The organism is Yersinia massiliensis CCUG 53443 (assembly GCF_000312485.1).
GTDB lineage: Bacteria > Pseudomonadota > Gammaproteobacteria > Enterobacterales > Enterobacteriaceae > Yersinia > Yersinia massiliensis.
The window spans coordinates 1,431,638-1,450,376 of record NZ_HE997643.1 but is presented as its reverse complement, the minus strand read 5'-3'; the positions used below and the strand labels follow the sequence as shown (position 1 = coordinate 1,450,376).

The window sequence follows — 18,739 nt, the reverse complement described above, 5'->3', positions numbered from 1 at the left end:
TTTTTATTCAAGTTTCTCTCTAACCGGTCGATAACTAATACAGGCTGTGCGGGGGCTTAGGTTTCCTCAGGCAGTATCCCAATATTAATCATTGCAGGTACGCGACATCAATCGCCTGCGGTAAAAGGATTTCTTCATGTCCAATAGTTTAATGAATACTGCGATGAGTGGTCTGAGCGCAGCGCAATATGCCCTGAGCACCGTCAGTAATAACATTACCAATTTCCAAGTGGCGGGCTATAACCGCCAAAACGCCATTTTTGCGCAAAATGGTGGGACGCTCAGCGCCGCCGGTTTTGTCGGCAACGGCGTCACCGTAACCGGTGTGAACCGCGAATATAATGCCTTCATTACCAACCAATTACGTTCTTCTCAGACGCAAAGCAGTGGGTTAACGACTTATTATCAGCAAATTTCGCAAATCGATAACTTGCTGTCGAACTCCTCCAATAACCTCTCTGTCACCATGCAGGACTTCTTTAGTAATCTGCAAAATCTGGTGAGTAACGCGGGCGACGATGCGGCGCGTAAAACGGTATTGGGTAAGGCTGAAGGGTTGGTGAACCAGTTCCAGAATGCGGATAAATATCTGCGCGATATGGACACTGGCGTGAATCAAAAAATCACCGAAAGTGTCACCAAAATTAATAACTACGCCGAGCAAATTGCGAAGTTAAATGACCAAATTACTCGTTTGCGCGGTAGCAGTGGCAGTGAGCCGAATGCTTTGCTTGACCAACGTGACCAATTGGTGACTGAGTTAAACCAGATTGTCGGTGTCACCGTGACCCAACAAGACGGCGATGCTTACAACGTCTCCTTTGCCAACGGTTTGCCTTTGGTGCAAGGCCAGACTTCGCACAAAATTGAAGCGATTCCCTCTAGCAGTGATGCTACGCGGCTAACGATTGGCTATAAGTACGGCAGCGGTGAACTGATGGAAGTAGATGAAAGCCGCTTGGCAACAGGGAGCCTTGGCGGGACGTTGAAATTCCGTAGTGAAGCGCTGGATAGCGCGCGCAATCAGTTAGGTCAATTGGCTTTGGCCATGGCCGATAGCTTCAACACGCAACATAAAGCCGGTTTTGATATCAATGGCGATCCCGGTGAAAACTTCTTCAGTTTTGCCGAGCCAAACGTGTTGAAAAACACGAAAAATCAGGGTGATGCCAACCTGACCGTGGCCTATACCGATACCTCGAAAGTCAAAGCCAGTGATTACAGTGTTGAGTTTGACGGCACCAACTGGCAGGTGACTCGCTTGTCTGATAACACCAAAGTGCCGGCTAATCCCGTGGTGGATGGCAGTGGTAACACCACCGGTTTGAGTTTCGATGGTCTAAACGTCAGCATTGATAACGGTGTTAATGGCCCACAAGCCAAAGATAAGTTTTTGGTGAAAACCGTGTCGAATGTCGCAGCTAACTTGCAGGTTGATATTACCGATTCCAGCAAGATAGCGGCAGCAGGCACGGCCGATGGCGGTGAAAGTGACAACGTGAATGCGAAAGCGTTATTGAATCTGCAAACGTTGAAGCTGGTTGATGGCAAAGCCACGCTATCGGGCGCGTATGCAGGTCTTGTCAGTAATGTGGGTAACCAAACGAATACGGCGAAAACCAACAGTGCGGCGCAAGCCAATATTGTGACCCAGTTGACGGCTGAACAGCAGTCTATCTCGGGCGTGAACTTGGATGAAGAGTACGGCGATCTTCAGCGTTTCCAACAATATTATTTGGCGAATGCGCAAGTGATTCAAACGGCGTCAACGCTGTTTAATGCCTTACTGGATCTACGTTAAGTTTTTGCCTGCGGTGCATTCATTGTGCCGCGACTTATTTTATTTTAGTTGAGTCAGCATGAGTCTTGGGGCCATTCAATTGATGAGGCAGCCCCATGAACTGACTGAACGGTGACGACAAGGAACTGACATTGTGCGCTTAAGTACTAGCATGATTTATCAGCAAAATATGCAGGGCGTCACGAATGCCCAATCACTCTGGATGCAATCCGGCCAGCAGCTTTCCACCGGTAAGCGTGTGGTTAACCCATCAGATGATCCGATGGCAGCTTCACAAGCGGTGATGGTGTCGCAAGCGCAATCGGAAAATAACCAATACACGTTGGCGCGTAGTTTTGCTCGTAATGAACTGTCACAGGAAACCAAAACGCTGGAGCAGGTGACCAGTACCATTCAGTCAATCCAAAGCATCATTATCAGCGCGAAAACCGATATCTTGAGTGATGATGACCGAGCCTCTTATGCCACTCAGTTACAGGGTTTAAAAGACCAGTTGCTGAATCAGGCTAACTCCACTAATGGCAACGGTCGCTACACTTTCGCTGCCTTTAAAAGTGACAAGCCGCCATTCGTGGTTAGCGCCACAGGTGAGGTCACTTATCAAGGCGGAGACGTCACGATTGAGCAAAAGGTTGATGCGAGCCGTTCGATGACAGTTGGGCATACAGGCACCAGTGTGTTTATGGCGCTGACCAGCAATGCTAAACCCGAACCTGATGATGCTGGTGGTAATCCGGTTGCGTCTGAAGCCAATATTTTCAATACCATTGATACCGTCTTAAAATCACTGAAAGTGCCTCTCGAGGGCGCAACCGACGCCGTGAAAGAGCAGGCGCAAGCGGATATGGACAAAGGTATTCGCGGCATGGCTAACTCGTTGAACAATGTGTTGTCTGTTCAGGCTGAAGTGGGGACTCAACTGCAAGAGTTGGACAATCTTGATAGCTTGGGCAATGACCGTACTTTGAGCAACAAACAGCGGTTAAGTGACTTGGTGGATGTGGATTGGACGTCAGCCATTTCTTCTTACGTGATGCAGCAGGCGGCATTGCAGGCGTCTTACACCACCTTTACCAATATGCAGGGTATGTCGTTGTTCCAACTGAATAAATAACCTGTCTTTCACCTGTGGCCCGGTCTTTCACCTGTGGGCCACAGGTGCTCTCCTCGCCGTTCTCATCTTAATCAAACGTCAATAGGCAGTCATAATCGATTCGTCGATGGGAATTCGTTGACGGGATTTAGTGCGCCATTCCGCTTAATACCCCTGCCAGCCGGTCAAAGAATTGAGCAAAGAGGTTCTCGGAAAATGGCGCGAGTAGCGGCATGGTTAACCCTAATGTCAGAATGCCGACGGTGAGGGTCAACGGGAAACCGATCACGAACACCGACAGTTGTGGCGTCATGCGGTTGAGCATCCCTAAGGCTAAGTTCAGGGTTAACAGCAGGGTAATGAGCGGCAAAGCCAGCATCATGCCACTCATAAAGATTAACGATCCCGCTTGGGTTAAGGCCAGGAAACCGTTGCCGTTGAGCGGTTCGAATTGAATCGGCAAGGTATGGAAGCTGTCAGCCAGTAATGAAATCAGCCACAAGTGACCATCGAAGGTCAGAAATAGCAGCATCGCTAAGAGGTTAAGTAGCCGAGCCAAAACTGGCATATTTGGCCCGCCAGAGGGGTCGAAGAAGGTGGCGAATGATAGCCCCATCTGTAAACCAATCACTTCGCCCGCCAGACGAATGGCCGCAAAGGCAAATTGCATGGTCAACCCAATCGCGACACCAATCAGGACTTGCTGAATGGCGACCCAAACTGCGCCACTGGACACCAACGGGATATTCACCGGCGGCAGGGCGGGTGCAATGAGAAAGGTGATTAATACCGCCAAGCCAACTTTCACTTTGCGGTTGATCTGCTTTTCGCTGAGCACGGGCGCGGTGGTGATCAGCGCCAGCACGCGAATCAGAGGCCAGAAATACTGACTGACTAAAACACTGAGCTGGGTGGTGTCGAGGGAGAGCATCTTGAAAATGCTAGCCTATCAACGTGGGCAGGCTGGTGAACAGGTTACGCATATAGTCCAGTATCAAGCTCAGCATCCACGGGCCCGCGATCACCATTGTGGTGAAAACCGCCAAGATTTTCGGGATGAAAGACAGTGTCATCTCGTTAATCTGTGTTGCCGCCTGCAATAGACTGACAATCAAACCGCTTATCAGGGCAGCGAGCAATAATGGCGCGGCCAATGCTAGGGCTATCTTCATTGCCTCGACGCCGAGGGCCATTACCGATTCAGGTGTCATAGTGTTTCTGCCTTTCGCCTAACAAGATGAATAAAAAGTCAAAATAGCGTCAATACTTCGCGTGGCAGGAAGGCAGTCCACGCAGCGGTCATGTGAAATCTAGCGGCTCATTTCCGGCTGGAAGCCGTTTAGCGCTTAGGTATAGAAACTTTGCGCCAGTGACCCCAGTAACAGTTGCCAGCCATCGACCAAGACAAAGAGCATGAGCTTGAACGGCAATGAAATACTGGCCGGTGGCACCATCATCATCCCCAGTGCCATCAGCACACTGGCGACCACGAGGTCGATAATGAGGAAAGGGATAAAAACGGTAAAACCGATCTGGAAGGCGGTTTTCAACTCACTGGTGACATAGGCGGGCAGTAAAATGCGCATCGGCACCACTTCTGGCCCTTCCAACGGCGGCAAATTGGCTAAACGGGCATACAGCGCCAAGTCTGACTCGCGGGTTTGGCGCAACATAAATTCACGCAGCGGTTGCGAGCCTTTATCCATCGCCACTTCCATACTGATCTTGTCCTGACTGAAGGGCAGATAAGCATCCTGATACACCTTATCGAACACCGGCGACATAATAAAAAAGGTCAGAAACAGCGCCAGCCCGAGCATCACCTGATTGGGTGGCGCGGAAGGGGTGCCTAATGCGTTACGCAACAAACCCAGCACAATGATGATGCGGGTGAAACTGGTCATCATCAGTAAGGCAGCTGGCAGGAAACTTAACGTGGTAATAAAAACCAGTGTCTGGACGGGCAACGACCAGCTTTGCCCACCATTGGCCAATGGCTGGCTGATGATCCCAGGAAGCTGCGCAAAGACGGCTGGAGAGCAGAGTAAGGTTAGCAGCAGCAGGGGGAGTTTATTGATGAGCAGGCGGAGTAACGTCATGCCGATTTTTCCGGATGTTTCAATTTCTTGCCAAAGAGATGGCTGTTCAGGAGCTGGCGAAAGTCCGCAGGTTTGGTGCTGTGAGTGGACGATGGATCGCTGGCAGACGTTATCTGTGATTCGTCCACCGGTGGGCGAGCCAATGTATGCAATGGTGTGACTTGTTGCGCGGTAACGCCCAAGACCAGCCACGTGTTATCCACTTCGACGATCACCACCCGTTCCCGTTGTCCAACCTGACAACTGGCTTTCACATTTAATAACTTATTATTGCGCGCTTGCGGCGCAAAACCGAGACGCCGCACCAGCCAAGCGGCGCACAAGATCAGCAACAAAATGCCGCCTAACACACTGCCGACTTGCGTCAATATCGAGCCGGGGGGCAGTGCGGGGGCAGTTTGCTGCACCGCAACACCTGGATGGCTGGCCGCAAAACCGGTTGCTGGCACTTGTGGTGACGTGACCGGCGCATCGGCCGTCTGCGCGGCAGTCATTAGCGGCTCAGGCGACGCATACGCTCAGATGGCGTAATGATATCGGTAATACGGACGCCGTATTTATCCTGCACCACCACGACTTCACCCTGAGCAATCAGATAGCCGTTAATTAAGATATCCAGCGGTTCACCGGCCAAACCATCGAGCGATACCACTGAGCCTTGTGACAAGCGCAGCAGTTCTTTGATGGTCATTTTGGTGCGGCCCAGCTCAACCGTCAGCTTAACGGGGATATCCAAAATCAAATCGATATCTTGCAGGTTGCCCAAGGCGTCCGGCGCGTCCAGTGATTTAAATACGCCTTCGGTGGTGGCGGCGGGTTTCTCCATCGCCTGCTGCTCATTAAACGCATCAGCCCACAGATCGTCCACGGATTCCTTTCCATCGTCAGACGGAAGCTTAGGGTCACTCATTGGGCTGTTCCTCATCTAGAGCATTCAAAATAGGGTTAATCAAATGTTCAACACGCAGGGCATATTGCCCGTTTAATGTCCCGTACTGACTGGTCAGTACCGGTACGCCGTCGACATGGCCAATCAGTCTGTCTGGTTTATCGATGGGTAATACATCGCCGGGCTGTAGCTTGAGTATCTGCGACAGTCTCAGCGGGATATCAACAAAATTAGCCACCAATTCCAGCTCAGAATGTTGCACTTGCTTGACCAGCGTTTCACGCCAATGGGAGTCTTCCTGACGGGAGTTTTCCAGTGGCGGATTGGTCAGCAGTTCACGCAACGGTTCGATCATGGCAAAGGGGATACAGATATTAAATTCACCGCTCAACGCACCAATCTCGACATGGAAAGGGGTCGAAACCACAATGTCGTTCGGGGAGGTGGTGATATTGGTAAATTTGACCTGAATTTCTGAACGGACGTATTCCACATCGATCTTGTAGATAGGTGCCCAAGCATCACGGTAAGCATCCAGCGCCAGCCGTAACATGCGATTAATCACCCGTTGCTCGGTATGGGTGAATTCACGACCTTCCACTTTCGTCGGGAAACGGCCATCACCACCAAATAAGTTATCCACCGCAATAAACACCAAACTCGGGGCGAACACGAATAACGCCGTACCGCGCAAAGGTTTGAGGTGGATCAAGTTGAGATTGGTGGGCACCGGCAGGTTACGGGCAAAATCATGGTAGGGCTGAATTTTAATCGGGCCGACCGTGATATCTGGGCTGCGGCGTAACAGGTTAAATAACCCCATCCGGAACTGGCGAGCAAATCGCTCATTGATGATCTCCAGCGCATGCAGTCGCTCACGCACCACACGTCGCTGGGTTGTCGGATCATAAGGTTTGACGTCGGTGTCATTACCGGTCACTGCCGTCGGTTCTTCACCGCCGCTGTCACCGTTTAACAGTGCGTCAATCTCTGCTTGTGAAAGAATGCTATCGCCCATAATGATTATCGCAGTATAAATGCGGTAAACAGCACATCGCTGACTACCTGATTAGGTTGGCCTTTAACCATTGGCGGGCTAAGTACGTTTTTGATTTCACCGACTAAACGCTGTTTACCTTCTTCATTAGACAGGCTGTCAGCAGACTGGCGAGAGAGCAACAACAGCAAGCGGCTGCGCACTTCCGGCAGATAGTCATTGAGTTTGGCGCGAGTGGTATCGTCGGGCAGTCTTAGCGTCAATCCGATATACAGCACACGATCCAGATTGTTATCTGGCGTGATGAGATTGACCGTAAAAGTCTCTAGCGGCATGAATACCGGGATAACAGGCGCCGCTTTAGCGGTGGTAGGTTTGCTTTTATTGAGCAACCACCAGCTATAACCGCCGCCCGCAGAGGCTGCCACAGCAATCAGCACCAGCAGGATGACCCAGATCGAACTCTTACGCTTAGCCGGGAAAGTATTTTCAGACATGGAGAAGACAAATTCCTGTTTCGGTATCAAACCGGTGGATCACGATAATAGCGAGGCGCAAATCACGCCTCGCTATCCGAATTATTACTGATGATTATCCCGCGTATCCTTTCTGCCAATAGGCTGAATAGGTGGCGAAAAACGGCCTAACTTGCCCGTTTGTCACTATTTGGCGAAACTCCCATCCCTTTTAGGCGAAAATATCAACACCGCCCGAGCCGTTAGCCAACGCTTGCAAGGATGCAGGGGTGACTAATGGTGTGCTGGCAAGGGCATCGGTCGAGGCGGTCTCACCGTATGCAGGTTGATTGCGTGAAGCGAAACTTTGCTGATTTTGTTGGCTCTGCTGCTGAGCCTGTTGCCACTGTCCTTCACTGCCGACACTGCTCTGGCCCAGTTGAATACCGCTTTCAGCCAAAGCACTGCGTAAGCTCGGCATGGCGGCTTCAAGGGCGGCGCGAACTTGGCTATGAGCAGAGGCAAAGTGGAGCTGAGCTTGGTTATCTTCCATTTTCAAACTGATCTGCAATGCACCCAACTCCTGCGGATTTAAGCGCAGCTCGGCGCTCTGTTGGCCATTACGGCTAAACATTACCACCTGTTGCCCCAGCGATTGTTGCCACTCTTGGCTACCCAGTTGAGCACTTAAATGGCCGCTAACTGGCGCATTCACTAACGTGCTGGTGGGGGTCGCAATCACTGGGCTGGAGACGGGCGGTAACACTGCTGTGGTCGCGGAGGCGCTGACAAAGGTTTTCTCCAGCGTAGAGGTGGCGGTGACGGCGGTGTCAACCTGCGCGGCGAGCGGCGCGACTTTAGCGGTTTGCGCGCTATCGCCATTTTGCGCGGTCAAACGTGCCAACTTATCTTGTGCCGTTTTGGTTTTTGCCGTGCTGGCTAACAGCGGATCGCTGCTGGCTGTTTTATCACTTTTCACATTACCGGCCGTGGCGATGGTACTGCCGATCAGTGCGGCTAAGCCTTTATCTTGTGATGTCAAACTGGTGAGCGCAGCCAACTCTTGTTTAGTGCTGGTTTTACTGCCGCTCAGGCCGTTGCCCTCAGTGAGTGCTGCTTTTTGCCCCTGATTGGCAGAACCTAGCGTGGTGGCGACCTGATGGGGCAGCATCGCGAGCAAGGTTTGCAGTGCGCTCAGATCGCCTTTATCCGCGGTTTTATCCTGCGCGCTATCATCGGCAAGCGTGGTCGCTTTGGTATTTGCCGCGTCACCAGTTTGCCCTGCATGGGTTAATCCTGCTGGCAGAGTGGCGCTAATGTCGCCCAAGGCAGCTAACAATTGATTCAGTTTGCTGTTACCGGTGCTGGATTTTCCACCGTCAACATCTGCGATGAGATCGGTCTTGGCGGCCAGAGATGATTTCAAGGCTGAGGCATCAAGGGCGGTCAGTTCTTTACCCAGTTGATCGCCTAACAGTTTGGCAAAATCAGCCGGCAGCCCGGCGTCAGTAAAGAGCGCCGCAATTGAGGAAGACGCTGCGGCACCTTCCGTTTCACTGGTTGTCGCAGCGGCAGGCAGTAGGGACAGATTCATGAATTAAGACTCCTTTGTGAGGCGCGCTGGGCGAACTCATCCATCAGTTTTTGATCTAAACGGTTTTCCTGTAGGCGCTGAGTGGTTTCAGCACGCTCTTGCAAGGTTTCAAACGCGTTTAGCCGTTGCTGCTTTTCTTGCCAATGTTTCACTGCCTGTTCCACTTTGACGTTCCACTGGGCTAACTGGTGGCGATGCTGCTCAATGGCCTGTTCAAGTGTCTGAATAAATTGCTGATAATTTTGCCAACTGGAGGAGGCCATCCCGTTACACAGCGTGTCATTCAATTTCACGCGATACTCATCCTGATAAGACAGCAACATCGTGAGTTGCTGCTCAGCATTATGGTAAGACAAGCGAACCTGCCCTAGCTGAGTGGTGGCCTGCTCGACGGCCTTTTGAGCCAGATCGCGCAGGGTAACGAGAGGTGATTGACTTTTCATCGTGTTCCTCATTTATCCCCATCGTATTTGACACCACGGGGCTGTTGACGATATTCACTGCCCCCCTGCCTGCGCCGCTAATATCTTGGGGCATACAGCAGGGGGCTACGGCTCGAATCACGAGCGATTAGCCGGGAAACAAGCTCTTAAGGTGCTGGCAGGCATCTTCGTAACTGCTACGTTCATACATCCCTTGCTGCAAGAAGATTTCCATTTGCGGATAGAGCGCAATGGCTTTATCCAGTAATGGATCACTCCCGGCGGCATAAGCGCCAACACTGACTAAATCACGGTTACGCTGATAACTGGCGAGTAACTGTTTGAACTGGCGAACTTGGCTGTAGTGGTTCTCATCGATCAGAGCGGTCATGGCACGGCTGATTGAGGCTTCAATGTCGATGGCCGGATAATGGCCGGACTCAGCCAAACGGCGTGATAACACCACGTGCCCATCAAGAATGGCGCGCGCGGAATCAGCAATCGGATCTTGTTGGTCATCGCCTTCGGTTAACACGGTATAAAATGCGGTGATAGAACCGCCGCCACTGACACCGTTACCGGCTCGTTCTACCAGCGCGGGTAATTTGGCGAAGACAGACGGTGGATACCCTTTGGTGGCCGGCGGTTCACCGATAGCCAGCGCGATTTCACGTTGCGCCATGGCGTAGCGGGTCAAGGAATCCATAATCAGCAAAACATGCTGGCCGCGATCGCGGAAATCTTCGGCGATGCGGGTGGCATAGGCGGCACCTTGCATCCGTAGCAAGGGCGAAACATCGGCAGGGGCGGCAATCACCACTGAACGAGCGCGGCCTTCTGTGCCTAAGATGTTCTCGATAAAATCTTTAACTTCGCGGCCACGTTCACCAATCAAGCCCACCACAATCACATCGGCTTGGGTATAGCGAGCCATCATGCCTAACAACACACTTTTACCGACGCCAGAACCGGCGAACAAACCCATGCGCTGCCCACGACCCACGGTCAATAACGCATTAATGGTGCGCACGCCGACATCCAAAACTTGCTCAATGGCGGTACGTTGCAAAGGGTTAATTGGTGGGGTGATCAGCGGGGCGCGATAGCCGGTTTCCGGTGCGGGCAAACCATCGAGGGGTTTTGCGCTACCATCCAGCACCCGACCGAGCAATTCAGGGCCAAGGGGTAATTGTTTACTGGCAGAGGCTCCGCTGGTGGTGATGCGCGCATAGACTCTGGCGCCGGGCACAATGCCCTCGACCTCTTCCAGTGGCATCAAAAACAGGTGTTGGCCGTTAAAGCCGACGACTTCGCTCTCCACTTCCTGCACTTCACCGTTATCGTGGCGTTCAATCAGACAGGTTGCCCCCAAGGGCAGTTGCAATCCCGTGGCCTCAAGCACCAAACCGGTTGCACGCGTTAACCGCCCGTAGCGGCGAATCGTGGTTGATTGACCGATGCGCTCTTCAAATTTATCCAAAGAGGCTAACCAACGACCTAAACGGGCGGTCATCATAATTCTCCCGGCGCAGCCAGACGGCACAATTCATGCCAGCGGGTGGCGAGGCTAGCATCCAAATCACCTTCTTCGGCGCTGACTTTACAGCCGCCCGGATGAATTTGGCTGTCACCGAGTAAACGCCAGCCGTTAAGGCTCAGAGTGGAGCCTAAACGTTGCTCCACCACGGCCAAATCTTGCGGATTGACCCGCAGTTGCGGTTTACCGGCAAACATCGGTTCTTGCTGAATCAATTGCTGGATTTGAGCCAGTAACGCCGTGCCATCACAAATGGCCGGTTGCCCCAAGATTTGTTTCGCGGCAGCCAACGCCATCTGCATTAACCGTGAGGCGATAACACTGTCCAGTGCATCAAGGGTGCTTTGGAAGTCGTTCACCAGCATTTGCCAATGTTCGGTCATCGGGGCCAGTTCTTTCTGCGCATCGGCCAGCGCCTGCTGACGACCTTCCTCCAGACCGGTTTGATAGCCTTTATCCAGCCCCTCTTGCAACCCTTTAGCAAACCCTTGTTGCCGACCTTGTTTCTCGGCTTCGAGTTGCAGATTCATCAGCTTCTGTTGCTCATCCACCTCGGAAGAGGCGGGGACATCGGTACTTGGCTCATCGGTAAAGAGCATGCTGATATCCGGCGCTTGAACCGCCGGAGGGGTTTCTGATTGGCTAGCAAAGTCGTTGAGCGACCAAGGTTGCCAAGGCAGGGAATTAATCCGATCAGACATAGATATCCTCGCCACCGCCAATGACTATCTCGCCGCTCTCCGCAAGACGACGGACGATAAGCAAGATGGCTTTTTGTTCGTTCTCGACCAGCGACATCCGGACTGGCCCACGGGTGGCCAAATCGTCGCGCAGGATTTCGGCCGCACGTAGTGACATGTTGCTGAGGAAACGTTCGCGCAGCGCCTGATCGGCCCCTTTCAATGCGACCAACAGCGATTCGTTGTCGATTTCTTGCAGCAAACGCTGAATGCTGCGGTCGTCGACACTGACCAAGTTCTCGAACAGGAACATTTCGTCGATAATCTTCTGTGCCAGCTCGCCGTCGTATTCGCGCACGGCTTCCATAACCGTTTCTTCCTGCTGCGTTTTCATCAGGTTGATAATCTCTGCCGCGGTGCGGATACCGCCCATTTTGCTGCGTTTGAGATTTTGACCATCCAGCAGGTTGTTCAGCACTTCCGTCAACTCAGCCAAGGCGGTAGGTTGAACACCACCAAAGGTAGCGATACGGAGCATGACATCGTTGCGCAGACGTTCGTCAAACAGGGCCAAGATATCGGCGGCCTGAGCACGTTTTAGATGAACCAAGATGGTGGCGATGATCTGCGGATGTTCGTCGCGGATCAGGTCGGCGGCCATCTGTGGTTCCATAAAGTTGAGCGTTTCCATGCCGCTGGTGGTTTCGCGCGACTCCAGAATATCTTCCAACAAGCTGGAAGCCCGTTCTTCGCCCAAGGCTTTGATCAGCACGGTGCGTAGGTAGTCGCTGGCGTTAACACTCAATGCCGCATATTGTTCGGCGTCATCCTCAAACTCAGCCAAGACATCAACCAATTGCTGATGAGAAACCTGACGCATACTGGCCATGGTGGTACTGAGTTGCTGTACTTCGCGCGAGGAAAGATGCTTAAACACCTCGGCGGCATGGTCTTCACCCAGTGTCATCAGCATGATGGCGCTTTTTTCAGTTCCGGTCAGGCTCATTGGTCATTACTCATCCATTGACGGATAACCAACGCGACAATACGTGGGTCTTTATCCGCAAGTTCGCGTATACGCTGGGCCTGAACCTCAGCACTGACTCGCTGTTGATTCTTCTTACGTAGGGCCAGCTCTTCTTTGGTTTGTTTCACATTTTCCGCAGTCTGAGCGGTTTGAACGATGTTATTGACCGACGCCGCTGCTTTATCCGCCAGTTGTTTCTTGGTGAGCATTGGGCGCACCAATTTGCGCCACAGGATCCATGCCACCAGTAAAATCAGCAGATAGCGACCGGCATTGAGTAATTGATCAAAGAATGACTGCTGCTGCCAGAAGGGCAGTGAACTGCCGCTCATATCGTCGGTGGCGTTAAATGGTGTGTTGACCACATTGAGCGTGTCACCACGGTCAGTGGAGTAACCCATCGCCTCACGCGTCAGTGATTCCACCTGCGCCAATTGATCTTTTGTCAATGGAACGGGTTTGCCCGCTTTATCACTGCCGTAATTGACGACAACCGCGACAGATAAACGCTGCACCATGCCCGCTTGCTGTTGGGTATGGCGGATGGTACGGTCAACTTCGAAGTTAGTCGTTTGGTCGTGACGGCTATTGCTCGAGGTCGCGGTCGAACGTGCTGCGGTGGTCGCAGGGCGATTTGCTGCATTGTTCGCTGCGGCACCTGCGCCAGCAGCACCGGCGGCAGGGGCGGCTTGAGGCACTTCAATCGGTGCCACTGGCGTCGCCGAGGGTTGATTCGATAAGGCACCCGGCACACCACCGACATTGGTACCGCCGAGTTGCTCGCTGCTGCTCACTTGCTGCGAACGCACTGCCCCTTGGTTAGCGGCCTGATTCGGTTTGTACTCTTCGTCGGTCTGTTCGCGGCTAGCAAAATCAACTTGGGCAGTGACCTGCGCATGGACATTGCCATTGCCAACCATCGGCGCAAGGATAGTTTCGATGCGGCGTTGGAAACGGTTTTCGACTTCATTGGTAAATTTGAGCTGAGCGGCATTTAAATCACGCCCAGCACTGTCGGATTGCGTGAGCAAACGACCTGTTTGGTCCACAACCGTCACATTCGCGGGAGGTAAACCGGCCACACTGCTCGACACCATATAAACGATAGCGTTGATCTGGCCATCATCGAGTGCTCGGCCTGGCTGTAATGCAAGGGTGACGGACGCCGTCGGGGATTTTTGTTCACGGACAAACAGTGATGGTTTTGGCATCGCCAAATGAACGCGTACATTCATCACTGGCCCAAGCGTGCCGATGGTGCGGCTAAGTTCACCTTCCAATGCCCGTTGGTAGTTAACCTGCTCACTGAATTGGCTAATGCCGAATTTTTCTTGGTCCAGCAATTCAAATCCGACCGCACCACCTTTCGGTAGACCTTGCTGCGCGAGACGCAGACGAGTTTCATGGACCTTTTCTGCGGGGATCAGTAATGCTCCGCCATTATCAGCGAAGCGATAAGGGATATTTAATTGCGTGAGTTGCGTAACGATATCGCCACCGTCACGATCACTGAGATTACTATAAAGGACGCGGTAATCAGGGCTTTTCGCCCATAACATCAGCGCGACAATAATCGCGACAGCCGCCGCTGCTGCAATCAGCAGTGGAATTTTTGGATTCGCGCGTAGGCGTGCCAGCGTTGTCGTAAAAGCATTATCACGATTTTCACCGCCAGTTATTGAGGCATTCATACACGTCCTTGGCCAAGCTGAACAACGTTTGAGTTAGTATTTTTTATATAATCAGTGTGTTGGAACAAAACAGACTCCCAATTGCTGTGAGCAATAAAGCATCAATAGCTGTTCTCCCCCTTTTATGGGCATGCCATTATTTGCTGTAAGCCATCAATTCGATGGGCCAATAAGCCGATACTTTTGGGTCTATTTAGCCGCTTTAGCGCAAAAATGATGTGTTAGGGTGTCATCCTGAAAATAGTGATATGCAACAGGTCGTGCGTAGCGGCACTTGCTCACTCACTTGCCACGTTTTCATTTGTCTTATCGGGATATCTGCCTGATCAGGCGATTGACCAGCTATCTATCGGGGATGAACATGTCTGTTCAAGGTATTGAAGGGGTGTTACAGCAGTTGCAGGTCACGGCATTACAGGCTTCAGGTTCGGCAAAAACATTGCCAGCAGAAGCGGGATTTGCCAGTGAATTAAAAGCAGCCATCGGTAAAATCAGTGAAACCCAGCAGCATGCCCGCACGCAGGCCCAGAATTTTGAATTGGGTGTACCGGGTGTGGGTTTGAATGATGTGATGGTGGATATGCAAAAGTCATCGGTCTCTTTGCAACTGGGTATTCAGGTGCGCAATAAGCTGGTTGCCGCTTATCAAGATGTGATGAATATGGGCGTGTAAGACAGCACTTTTCCCTGAGATTATTCGGTTTCGTTTGATAACGCCCATAAATAGAGCGATGCGGTTGTGCCATAGGGCGCATAGCGGCGGCGGTATCTTTCGAAACGTTCCCGTGGCAGCGTTTTATGGCGATATAAGTTCATCATGCCACGGCGGATGGCTAGGTCGCCCCAACTGAGTACGTCCGGGCGGCAAAGCGAGGATATCAATAGCATTTCTGCGGTCCAAACACCCACGCCATTGAGGCTCGATAACTGGGCAATCACGTCATTATCGGGTAACTGCGCAATGGCGGATAAATCCAGCGACCCATTCAGTGCCGCTTCCGCTGCGCCCTTAATGTATCCGGCCTTCCTCATCGTCATACCACACCCTTGAATGGCTTCTGCGGATGCTGCTGCCACTGTCATCGGGGTCACGGTTCCCAGTAATGCCACCAAACGCGCATTGACAGTGAGCGCCGCTTTAACCGAGATCTGTTGGTCAACGATATTGCGGATCAATGCCGCAAATAAATCAGGGGACAGCGGGCGGGCTAGCATACCCAAACGGTCAATCGCGGCGGCCATCTTTTTATCGCGCCGCTTGAGATGATTAATTTCTGTTTCACCGTAGCTGTAGAACACGTATTCACTCCAGTCAGTGCCTGCGGAAAACTCAATGCGATCCAAAAAATAAAGAGGGCGCTATCAAATATAGCGCCACTTTATCACACTAACTCTCCGTTTCTTGCTTTCTAGGCTGTCGCGGCCAGTTTGATATCCTGATGACCTATTCTTTGCAGTAAAACTGAGACATCAATATTATCTATTTTATCCGCTTGGAGATGGGCAAGGGCATATTCGTGCCAAATGCCCGATTGCAGGAACAAAATAAACAGCTCACGATCGAGATGATTTTCATTCACCATGTTAACCATGATATTCAATGCTTCAGATAATAGCTTCCCTGGCTTATAAGGCCGATCGGCTGCCGTGAGTGCTTCAAATACATCAGCGATGGCCATCATCCGAACGGGAATACTCATTTGTTTATACGTGAGCTGGTAAGGGTAACCTTTTCCATCCATACGTTCATGATGCCCACCCGCGATAATGGGCACATTGGACATGGTACGCGGGAACGGTAATTTGTTTAGCATCACTATGGTCTGCATGATGTGTTCGTTAATTTTATAACGATCTTCATCCGTCAGTGTTCCACGGCGAATGCTGAGGTTATATATCTCCCCACGGTTATAAAGGAACGTCGGTTCCTGAACTTTGAAACCATCATATTCTGGACGCTTATTTTTATCGTCGCGGTAAATAATATGCTCTTCTTTATCGGCCAACATCGGTTCTTGTACCGGTAAGGGAGAGGTGCTCTGCCGTGCTTTACGAACACGTTCTTCATGGGCGATGCCAGCGTTATCATCTAATGTGCGCGTCCAATGGTAACCCGCAATTTGCTGAATGCGTGCAATGGCCTCATCAGACATAAATTCGCCGCCAATATTACAATGGGCGATAAAGTAAAAATCGTCATCCAACTGGCGTAATTCGTCAGCCAGTCTTTGTTGCTCAGTTTCACTGGCCTCTGCGGTGGTATGACTGCGCAAGAAGGCGATTTCTTTCTCGCGTTTTAAGACTTCAAAGCGCATCCGTACCTCATGGATGCGATCATAAATTAACTCCAGTTTTGTGGATTTATCGACCACAAATTCAGGCGTCGTTATCTTGCCGCAATCATGTAACCAGCAAGCGGTATGCAGTTCTTCCCACTCATCTTCTGAGAGATTAAATTGGGCGAATGGCCCTTCTTTGATATTAATTGCGGCGCGAGCCAGCATTTTGGTGATTTCAGGTACACGCTGGCAATGCCCGCCGGTATAAGCACTCTTGGCGTCTATTGCACCCGCAATCAGTTCAATGAACGCGTTAAGTAAGTTTTTCTGTTCCTGCAACAGACGCTGAGTTTCTACTGATACCGACAAACTACCGACGAGTGCATTAACCAATTGAATTTTTGAACGCTCACGATCCGCATTTAAGACATAAGGATTAAATAATAGTAAGAAGCCTAATAGTTGGTCATCATGCGTTTTCATCGGCACAGCGACAAAGCGTAACGGTAAATAGGGTTGCAGGAAATCTTGTAGCTGGTTAAAAATATTATCTTTGTTGAGGGTGCCAGTGATGGTCTTTCCATCCAATACTGGCTTGAAAGCGGCGAAGTTATCTTTTTCGACTTGTAATGAAGACATTTCAGCAACCGGAATATTATCACCATTCCAGCGAAATGCTGTCGGCGTAAAGGTATCGGCTTTTTTATCCGCGAGGAAAATAATCCCGCCGGTCATACCTGCTATTTCGGTTGTTTCACTTAATAATCCCTGCATTTGACGATAGAAATTGCTTTCTGATGTCAGCATGTTGCCCATAGAAATAAACTGTTTCAGGGTCGACTTCATTTTTGACATGGATTTGTGTAATTCATCGACTTCTTCAATGGCCGATTGCTCACGTTCATGCTCTTCGAAATATAAGTTACTGATGGCATCGGCATCTTGACGCAACCGAATAAGAGGTTTGGATATTTTCCTTGAGAAATACCAAACGATCGGCAAACTGAGCAGTAATAGTATAAAAGCGATAAAAGTGGCATGGTTACGAATTGAATTCGCATCGGCCGTCAAATAGCTGGCGGGGGTGGCAATCACTAGCTGGTAAGCATTGCCGTTGTTATTAATGTCGACAATAGAACCAAACCATTGCTGATTTTTCGCTTCAAACATAATACTGCCGGTATTGCTATTCTTTGGCGTACTCGTGCCTGTTTGTGTGTCTAGCAATACTTGTAATACTGGGGGTTGATTATCTGCATGGGCCGTTTCAGCGGGATTCCCCTTGGGTTTTGGCAAGCTAGCAATGACTTCGCCGCGGGAGTTAATAATAATCGCTTGGCTGCTCGGCGGCAGATTTTGTTTGATTAAAAACTGAGACAATGACGCGAGAGAAACATCTAATCCAATAATCGATTGCTTATTTTCAGCTTGGCGACTATAGGTAAAACCGGCCTCGCCTGTACCTTTAAAAATATAAATAGGGGAGGTGATGAGCGTGGGACTTTCGGAGGCCATAATAAACCAATCACGCCGCCGAGGGTCATAGTTATCATTATCTCTTGGCATAACGGCAATAACTTGCTGTTGTTTATTCAGATAAATAAATCGTTTTTCCGGCATGCTATCCAGAAAACGATTACTTTGAATCATCCATTCGGCTTCTTCAGGGGCGTGAAATAATAAGCGGTTGGCTTCAGTCAAGCGCCTAAGCATAAACAGATCGCCATTAGGATAAGCACTGTAAACGGCGCTGGCATAATCATTCTGTTGCAGCACTTCGATAAACTTACTGACAAAAGCCATTCTCTGTTCCAGTGTGGATAATTCTGTAATCTGCATACTGGCGAGAAGGTTAACTGACATCATCATGGGACGAGTAACCGCATCTAATTCAGCCGCAATGGCTGTTCCCGTTTTTTGATACTGACGGTTAGTGCTGACCTCAGTTAACTTAGTCAACTGACTATGGTTAAAGGCAATAATCACAGTACCAATTGAAACAATCAATAGTGTAAATAGCGCCGCAATTTGGATGTGCAAAGGATAGCGATTTTTTATTCCAGACAGTTTGGTTAGCATCATAGCCATCCCGACGTTTATTTTTTCATCAATAGTAATCATAGAATGAGCGGACATAATCATCATTTTGTTGATGTATTCAGTATAATTAATCTA

Annotated in this window: 18 protein-coding genes; 3 read left to right on the top strand and 15 right to left on the bottom strand. The window is 50.6% G+C overall.

Annotation, left to right across the window (positions count from 1 at the left end; all coding sequences use genetic code 11):
* Nucleotides 1-136: 136 nt before the first annotated feature.
* A complete protein-coding gene (gene flgK / locus BN68_RS06520; RefSeq protein ID WP_019210358.1) occupies nt 137-1,801 on the top strand; it encodes a flagellar hook-associated protein FlgK in 1,665 nt (554 codons plus the stop codon).
* Between the two features lie 133 nt (nt 1,802-1,934).
* The gene (gene flgL, locus BN68_RS06515) at nt 1,935-2,915 is read left to right on the top strand and encodes a flagellar hook-associated protein FlgL (RefSeq protein ID WP_019210357.1); all 981 of its coding nucleotides are present in this window, start codon (nt 1,935-1,937) and stop codon (nt 2,913-2,915) included.
* A 127-nt stretch (nt 2,916-3,042) separates the two neighbouring features.
* On the opposite strand, the gene fliR is transcribed toward flgL, so the two are convergent.
* The 13 genes from fliR to fliF form a co-directional block, all read right to left on the bottom strand.
* Nucleotides 3,043-3,825, bottom strand: a complete 783-nt coding sequence (gene fliR, locus BN68_RS06510) for a flagellar biosynthetic protein FliR (protein WP_019210356.1) — start codon at nt 3,823-3,825, stop codon at nt 3,043-3,045.
* A gap of 10 nt (nt 3,826-3,835) precedes the next feature.
* The gene (gene fliQ, locus BN68_RS06505; protein WP_019210355.1) at nt 3,836-4,105 is read right to left on the bottom strand and encodes a flagellar biosynthesis protein FliQ; all 270 of its coding nucleotides are present in this window, start codon (nt 4,103-4,105) and stop codon (nt 3,836-3,838) included.
* 135 nt (nt 4,106-4,240) lie between these two features.
* The gene (gene fliP, locus BN68_RS06500) at nt 4,241-4,993 is read right to left on the bottom strand and encodes a flagellar type III secretion system pore protein FliP (protein ID WP_019210354.1); all 753 of its coding nucleotides are present in this window, start codon (nt 4,991-4,993) and stop codon (nt 4,241-4,243) included.
* Nucleotides 4,990-5,487, bottom strand: a complete 498-nt coding sequence (gene fliO, locus BN68_RS06495; RefSeq protein WP_019210353.1) for a flagellar biosynthetic protein FliO — start codon at nt 5,485-5,487, stop codon at nt 4,990-4,992. Before fliO ends, fliP begins: the two co-directional genes overlap by 4 nt.
* Nucleotides 5,487-5,903, bottom strand: coding sequence for a flagellar motor switch protein FliN (gene fliN, locus BN68_RS06490; protein ID WP_019210352.1), 417 nt, complete (start codon nt 5,901-5,903; stop codon nt 5,487-5,489). Before fliN ends, fliO begins: the two co-directional genes overlap by 1 nt.
* Entirely contained in the window at nt 5,896-6,900 is a 1,005-nt protein-coding gene (fliM, locus tag BN68_RS06485; RefSeq protein WP_019210351.1) for a flagellar motor switch protein FliM, read from the bottom strand. Before fliM ends, fliN begins: the two co-directional genes overlap by 8 nt.
* A 5-nt stretch (nt 6,901-6,905) precedes the next feature.
* Complete coding sequence (gene fliL / locus BN68_RS06480) at nt 6,906-7,376, bottom strand: flagellar basal body-associated protein FliL (protein ID WP_019210350.1); 471 nt, start codon at nt 7,374-7,376, stop codon at nt 6,906-6,908.
* Nucleotides 7,377-7,566: 190 nt separating this feature from the next.
* Complete coding sequence (locus BN68_RS06475; protein ID WP_019210349.1) at nt 7,567-8,928, bottom strand: flagellar hook-length control protein FliK; 1,362 nt, start codon at nt 8,926-8,928, stop codon at nt 7,567-7,569.
* Nucleotides 8,925-9,371: a flagellar export protein FliJ gene (fliJ, locus tag BN68_RS06470; RefSeq protein WP_019210348.1), complete on the bottom strand. Its 447-nt coding sequence runs from the start codon at nt 9,369-9,371 to the stop codon at nt 8,925-8,927. The genes BN68_RS06475 and fliJ overlap by 4 nt, the downstream gene beginning before the upstream one ends.
* Before the next feature lie 127 nt (nt 9,372-9,498).
* On the bottom strand, nt 9,499-10,863 hold the full coding sequence (gene fliI, locus BN68_RS06465) for a flagellar protein export ATPase FliI (RefSeq protein WP_042806417.1): 1,365 nt from the start codon (nt 10,861-10,863) through the stop codon (nt 9,499-9,501).
* Nucleotides 10,863-11,588: a flagellar assembly protein FliH gene (fliH, locus tag BN68_RS06460; RefSeq protein ID WP_019210346.1), complete on the bottom strand. Its 726-nt coding sequence runs from the start codon at nt 11,586-11,588 to the stop codon at nt 10,863-10,865. The genes fliI and fliH overlap by 1 nt, the downstream gene beginning before the upstream one ends.
* Nucleotides 11,581-12,573, bottom strand: a complete 993-nt coding sequence (gene fliG, locus BN68_RS06455; protein ID WP_019210345.1) for a flagellar motor switch protein FliG — start codon at nt 12,571-12,573, stop codon at nt 11,581-11,583. The genes fliH and fliG overlap by 8 nt, the downstream gene beginning before the upstream one ends.
* Nucleotides 12,570-14,285, bottom strand: coding sequence for a flagellar basal-body MS-ring/collar protein FliF (gene fliF, locus BN68_RS06450; RefSeq protein ID WP_019210344.1), 1,716 nt, complete (start codon nt 14,283-14,285; stop codon nt 12,570-12,572). The genes fliG and fliF overlap by 4 nt, the downstream gene beginning before the upstream one ends.
* Nucleotides 14,286-14,646: 361 nt before the next feature.
* On the opposite strand from fliF, the gene fliE reads away from it, so the two are divergent.
* The gene (gene fliE / locus BN68_RS06445; RefSeq protein WP_042806416.1) at nt 14,647-14,958 is read left to right on the top strand and encodes a flagellar hook-basal body complex protein FliE; all 312 of its coding nucleotides are present in this window, start codon (nt 14,647-14,649) and stop codon (nt 14,956-14,958) included.
* Nucleotides 14,959-14,978: 20 nt separating this feature from the next.
* Here fliE and BN68_RS06440 read toward each other — a convergent pair whose 3' ends face one another.
* Both BN68_RS06440 and BN68_RS06435 read right to left on the bottom strand, forming a co-directional pair.
* A complete protein-coding gene (locus tag BN68_RS06440) occupies nt 14,979-15,584 on the bottom strand; it encodes a DNA-3-methyladenine glycosylase family protein (RefSeq protein WP_019210342.1) in 606 nt (201 codons plus the stop codon).
* Nucleotides 15,585-15,694: 110 nt separating this feature from the next.
* Entirely contained in the window at nt 15,695-18,643 is a 2,949-nt protein-coding gene (locus BN68_RS06435; protein WP_042806541.1) for an HD domain-containing phosphohydrolase, read from the bottom strand.
* Between the last annotated feature and the right edge of the window lie 96 nt (nt 18,644-18,739).